The following is a 5,305-nucleotide window of genomic DNA, read 5'->3' on the forward strand; positions in this document are numbered from 1 at the left end:
GATCGCGCCTGATTGGCTCGCGCTTCATTCCAGTTGCCTAGTTGGATACCGATGAAGACACCAAAAACCACGATGACGAAATCAAGCGCCACTGCGAACCAGTTCTGGTCTTTCACATGTTGTGCCATTCGCCGCAGCAGCATGCGCCTGTCCCCCCGATATCCAATCCCATAGGGTTAGCAGCGCGGGGCCAATTTACAATTGCGAAAGGGTCCCAAGTTCGTTTTGACGCGCAATGGATGTCAACCAGTCGTTCGCAACCGAAATAGCGACTGGCGACTAAGGGCCAAGAACGCCCGGTCGAGAAACCTGGGCCATCCGGCTGGAACTCGCCAAAAGGAGCCGGTCACACCCAAGCTGGGCGCGGCTGGCTTCTTGTCCAAGCCCTCCCACTTCTCACGGTTTTAGCCACCAGTTGAGGTGCTATTCGATGCCGGGGGTGATGACAGTAAGACGACGCACGATCATCGGGCGGCCTGCGCGGTAATCTCGACCACCCGCAAAAGCTCGATCGAGCCCCGTCTTTGGTCGCCGAGAATGGTCAGTGCGAGGCCCCCATTCGATAACCAATACCGAAGTTCCCGGGCAAGCGCCTCGTCAGACCGCAGCAAATCGGCCGTCTGTTCGAGGTCCAGCAGATCAACGCTGGCTTTGCAGGGGAGGAATTCCTGTCTAAGTCGGTCGGAGCGATAGCAGGCCGCATTGATGTAATCTTGCACGTCGAGTGGGATAATCCCCCTCACCGTTTGCCGGTATTCGGGGAATTCCTCGACAATGTCGTTCAGGTCGACGTTGCTATAATAGCTCGCAAGCCCTTGCTGCAGCTCCGGATCACGCAGAAGTCGGATATCACCGGTGCTGATCATTTCTGAATAGGTCGCGTCGGCGACCGGAAGCGTCAGGGCATGACTTGCCAGCATGAATGAACGCACAATCTCGAATGGCGGCGCGTCGCGGTTTGGCTGTTGTGTATAGGCGAGCGCAAGGCGCCCTTCCGCCACAGCCCTGGTCTTGAAAGCAAAGTTCCTCTCGTACATGGTGACATCGCTGCGTAGATCGCTGGCCAGCCGATCGAGATAGCTGACGACCCGAGCCTGTTCGGTGCGCGCTTCGTTCCAGTTATTGACCTGCAAACCAATGAACACGCCGAGCACGACGATCAGCGTTTCCACGACAACGGTGAACCAGTCCTGCTTGCGGAAAGCATTTGAGAGGCGGCGGAGGATCATTCGGCGGCCTCTTGCGATACTTTGATGCCCCATCGGCTGTTCAGTTCAGCGGCGACAACGGGTGAGAAGGCTACATAGGCGTCCAGCATCGGGCGATACGCCTCAAGGCGTTCGGCCGTCGCGTAGCTCACAGCCGAAATGGCGTTCGCAAGCCCGGTGTCTTTGCACAATAGGTCAATATTGTAGTCCACGCCGCCCCGCTGTTTTGCAACGAACGGGTTTTCAATCGTGCGATCCATCTGGTAGCGAATGTGGGGGTCCACCTTTTGCCGATAGTCGTCCATCACCATTATGGTTCGATCGAACCAGGTGGCGCGCCACTCAACAAGTGCGATAATGCGTGCAAGTTCTTCGGCGACTTTGGGGTTGCTGATAATATCGGTGCTGCCCGATGCAGTGATTTCGTCAATTGTCCGGCGGTAAAGACGCGGCGGATTTATCCAGCCGAGCGTTGCGATGCCACGCTGGAACGTCATATCATCCTCCGGCCCGACGGCGCACGCGTCGAGCGATGTGAGGATCAGGGCTTGATCTGAAAGTTGCTGTTCTAGGAAGTGGATGTCGCGGGTCTGGCCAGCGATGCTTTCCTCGAAATCCTCATGCAGCCGAATAAGTGTCGCGCTCTCGGCGGATCGTGCCGTGCGGTCGGCGTTCCAGTTGTTCACCTGCAGGCCGAGAAACACGCCGAGCACGACGATCAGCGTTTCCACGACAACGGTGAACCAGTCCTGCTTGCGGAAGGCATTTGAGAGGCGGCGGAGGATCATTCGACTGTCTCAACACGCTCGAGACTCGGGTAAACAATCGGCTCGAAGCAATCGCCGTACACGGCCAATAAGCTTGTATTTCCCTGCGCCAAGTCTTCGCGACGTTCAGTGGCCTCAGCGGTGTTGAGCGGTGTCAAAAATCCGGTTTCCTCAAAGTTTCTGATGTATTGGACGGCAACCAGTTCCATCGTGGCGCTCGCCGCGTCGGCGCGCGTCAGCAGGTCATAATAACGAAGCCTGTCGCTCAGGCTCAGATCAAGGGGATAGGCCAACGCCTGAAGGTTAGCCTCCATATCCGATACATCGAACTGAAATTTTTGTTCAATCAGGGCACCTGATGCGAACGTATCCGCGAGCATATCGCGTTTGTAGTCGTCCATCAGATCGAATGTCCCCTTGGCCAACTCAGCGTCCCAAAGGGCTGATGTCCATAGGCGCTGAGGCGACCTCGTCACGCGCGGAAAAACCGTTTCAATTCCGCCGAGTTCGTATTCACGGGGCATGCCGGGCCAAGGCGTGTCGGTCTGCATCAACTGCGTGCCGAGCTCACGGTAGCGCGCCTGGCGGCATTCGACGAGCGCCAGACGCTCTTTAGATGTATTATAGGCATGATAGATACCGCTTCTCAAATCTACCAATGCGCGGTCATAGTCAGATCGGGCTTGACGATCGCTCAGGGCTTGTTGTCCCATCATGGCGAACCCGACACCCATCACCACGATCAGGAAATCCAGCCCCACCGCGAACCAGTTTTGCTCTTTCACGTGTTGTGTCATTCGCCGCAGCAGCATGCGCCTGTCCCCCGACATTCAATCCCATAGGGTTAGCAGCGCAGGGACAATTTACAATTGCGAAAGGGTCCCATGTCCGTTTTGGCGCGCAATGGATGTAAACCAGTCATTCGCAACCGAAATGGCGACTGGCGACTAAGGGCCACGAGCGGTCATTGGGGACAGACAGGTGGACGCCTCCTTTCGGCGTCTGAACCGGCATAAGCAGCTACTCTTCCAGTTCTAATGCTTCAATTGGCTTTTCAGGGAGCGTGGGAGCACTATTCGAGTTCCGCTAAAGGTCGCGTTTCATCACTAGTTCAATTTCAAGCGCAGTCTTCAAAGCCTCGGCGTTCTGACGATACTGACCTTCGCTTGAACTTAAATACCACATTGAATAACCCCGCAAATTCGTGATGCAATTTCGCAATCGCGCCAGGTCTTCGCTTGTTTCGCTGATCGGCACGCGCAGCTCCCTATCCCAATATGCATCGACACACCGCGATTCGACTTCATCCGCGTTTTCATCCATCTGCAGGCCCGCTGTCGCCAAGGCAGGAAAATCGTATCCATAAGTCATGCTGATTTTGCGCCGAAGCTCTGGGGGAAGAACGACCAGTTGTCCCTCTTTCTCCATGGTGTCGTAGACGGTATCCCGCACGAGAAGCGTTCTGGTGTTTTCTATGGCGAGGTTAAAATCCTCGGCGACTTCATCGTAGTTGGGATTAGGATCCTTGAGCCTTTCGATGACACGTTGGAGCGCGTCAATCCGCATGCTTTGCGCCTCAGTGACTAAATCCAGCCGTTCGATATCCAGCGTAAGATCAGACAGCAACATCGTGAGTGACGCCTTGGTAGATTTCTGGACAGCCTGTCGGTCCGCCCAGGCATTGATCTGAAACGCGATCAGAATACCAGCGACCACGATACAAAAATCCAGCACCACGGCGAACCAGTTCTGGTCTTTCACATGCTTCGTCACGCGGCTTAATAGCATATCCTTGCTCCCCCTGGTCCCCATCAGAATGCTGACACACACTGAATGGAGAATGGCAGTCCAACAAGGCAAAACGTTCTGCTTCCTGACCCACAGGCTGCGTCCGGCGTGAGAGGCACACGCCCCAACTTATCCACCCCCATCGCCCCCGATAACCACGGTGAACCAGTCCTGCTTGCGCAGGGCGGTGGTGAAGGGCGCAGGATCATTGGGCGTCCAACTCCGCGACCAGTTCCGTTGCCTGGGTTTCAAGGGACGACAGAAACCCCAGCGTCTGGGAAATCTCGCTTATTCGCAGCCTGAGATCATCAGCCAGCTTGGGGGCACCGAGAATGCGCTGATAGGTTTTCGAAATGCTGGAAAGGTCTTCCGGTGTGGCGCACTCTGCGAAGAATTGGGACGTGTAGGCCAGCGGCGTGCTGGGTTCGGCGGCCGCAAACGCATCGCACTTTTCAGCGATGTGGACATGTATGGGCCCGTCGATGAGCCGCCTTGAATTCTGGCGGAAGTCGGACTGGAACCGGATCGTCACGCCAAGCTCGGCTGAGGCGTCCTCGTAATAGTCGCGCAGGTCCTTTTGCAGCGCGGGATCCGCGACCAAACCCAGAGCGCCCTCATTCTTGAGCTCCTTGTAGACAAGGCCTGACGGCTCCAGAGGCCACATGAAACCGGCCTCCTGCACATTCATGATGAACGGCCACTGTGCTTCAGGCATGTCTTCCGGGAGCGTTGCCAGTTTGCTTTCGACACTGAGCGCGGAACCCAGGACATCGGTGTAAAATTCCTGCCTTACACTAAAAGTCGCGATGTCGCGGAGAATATCTTCCACGAGATCCTGGCGCGACTGGATCGCGCTTGCTTTCAGGATCCTGTCATCGTTCCAATTGCCCAGCTGGATACCAAGGAATACGCCAAGTACGACGATCAGGAGATCCAACCAGACGGCAAACCAGTTCTGGTCTTCGATATGCGTCATCATGCGCCGAAGAAGCAAATCTCGTCCCCCCAAATAGCCCCTAGCGAAAACATGGAACAAAGCGGCCGGTTTGGCAAAGCGTTACATCCAATTTGGTCAAAATGAGCCATTCGGTTTGGGGGCACACGCCCCAACTTGTCCACCCCCTCCCGCACCCGGCGTATACTGCCGCGATGCCAGCCTTCTCTCTCCTCACGCCCATGCCGGGTCTGCCCTGGTACCTGCTGCCCATCTGGTCGCTGATCTTCTGGCGCATCCAGCGCCTGAAGGCATGGTTCCGTGCTGCAGGCGGATCGGGCTCTGGGGTGTGATGTGGAACGGACGGGTCGTTATTATCCAGCTCTCGGACGACCTCTCCGGGCATCCTTCGGGCATTTTCCGTGCACCTGTCTCGGGCCGGCTGAAACGCGCTCTCAAACCCGAAACACATACCCCGTGTCCCCGGCGCATGCCGGGGCCTCAGGCCATCCTGTCCGGACGTGCCGCAAGAGGTCCCGGCTTTCGCCGGGAATACGGATTCAATTTACCCGACACCTGACCCATGCCACCCCCGCAGAACACCCATC

The 5,305-nt window shown here is 56.6% G+C and carries 6 protein-coding genes; 1 reads left to right on the top strand and 5 read right to left on the bottom strand.

Going from position 1 to position 5,305, the window contains the following annotated elements; translation table 11 throughout:
- Positions 1–464 precede the first annotated feature (464 nt).
- The 5 genes from AADA04_RS15380 to AADA04_RS15400 all read right to left on the bottom strand — a co-directional run bounded on the left by AADA04_RS15380 (position 465) and on the right by AADA04_RS15400 (position 4,757).
- Positions 465–1,229: a DUF6090 family protein gene (locus tag AADA04_RS15380; protein ID WP_340694163.1), complete on the bottom strand. Its 765-nt coding sequence runs from the start codon at positions 1,227–1,229 to the stop codon at positions 465–467.
- Positions 1,226–1,996, bottom strand: coding sequence for a hypothetical protein (locus AADA04_RS15385; RefSeq protein ID WP_340694164.1), 771 nt, complete (start codon positions 1,994–1,996; stop codon positions 1,226–1,228). Before AADA04_RS15385 ends, AADA04_RS15380 begins: the two co-directional genes overlap by 4 nt.
- Complete coding sequence (locus AADA04_RS15390; protein WP_340694165.1) at positions 1,993–2,787, bottom strand: hypothetical protein; 795 nt, start codon at positions 2,785–2,787, stop codon at positions 1,993–1,995. Before AADA04_RS15390 ends, AADA04_RS15385 begins: the two co-directional genes overlap by 4 nt.
- Before the next feature lie 274 nt (positions 2,788–3,061).
- On the bottom strand, positions 3,062–3,763 hold the full coding sequence (locus AADA04_RS15395; RefSeq protein WP_340694166.1) for a hypothetical protein: 702 nt from the start codon (positions 3,761–3,763) through the stop codon (positions 3,062–3,064).
- Between the two features lie 205 nt (positions 3,764–3,968).
- Positions 3,969–4,757, bottom strand: a complete 789-nt coding sequence (locus AADA04_RS15400; protein ID WP_340694167.1) for a hypothetical protein — start codon at positions 4,755–4,757, stop codon at positions 3,969–3,971.
- Positions 4,758–4,912: 155 nt separating this feature from the next.
- Between AADA04_RS15400 and AADA04_RS15405 the strand changes: the two genes are divergently transcribed.
- On the top strand, positions 4,913–5,050 hold the full coding sequence (locus AADA04_RS15405; RefSeq protein ID WP_340694168.1) for a hypothetical protein: 138 nt from the start codon (positions 4,913–4,915) through the stop codon (positions 5,048–5,050).
- Positions 5,051–5,305: the final 255 nt, after the last annotated feature.

It is taken from the genome of Hyphomonas sp. (genome assembly GCF_037969335.1).
Taxonomy (GTDB): domain Bacteria; phylum Pseudomonadota; class Alphaproteobacteria; order Caulobacterales; family Hyphomonadaceae; genus Hyphomonas.

Excerpts from the sequence above, each read along its gene's own strand:
- AADA04_RS15385 (WP_340694164.1), bottom strand. The coding sequence starts at position 1,996 with ATGATCCTCCGCCGCCTCTCAAATGCCTTCCGCAAGCAGGACTGGTTC.
- AADA04_RS15405 (WP_340694168.1), top strand. The coding sequence starts at position 4,913 with ATGCCAGCCTTCTCTCTCCTCACGCCCATGCCGGGTCTGCCCTGGTAC.
- AADA04_RS15395 (WP_340694166.1), bottom strand. The coding sequence starts at position 3,763 with ATGCTATTAAGCCGCGTGACGAAGCATGTGAAAGACCAGAACTGGTTC.
- AADA04_RS15390 (WP_340694165.1), bottom strand. The coding sequence starts at position 2,787 with ATGCTGCTGCGGCGAATGACACAACACGTGAAAGAGCAAAACTGGTTC.
- AADA04_RS15380 (WP_340694163.1), bottom strand. The coding sequence starts at position 1,229 with ATGATCCTCCGCCGCCTCTCAAATGCTTTCCGCAAGCAGGACTGGTTC.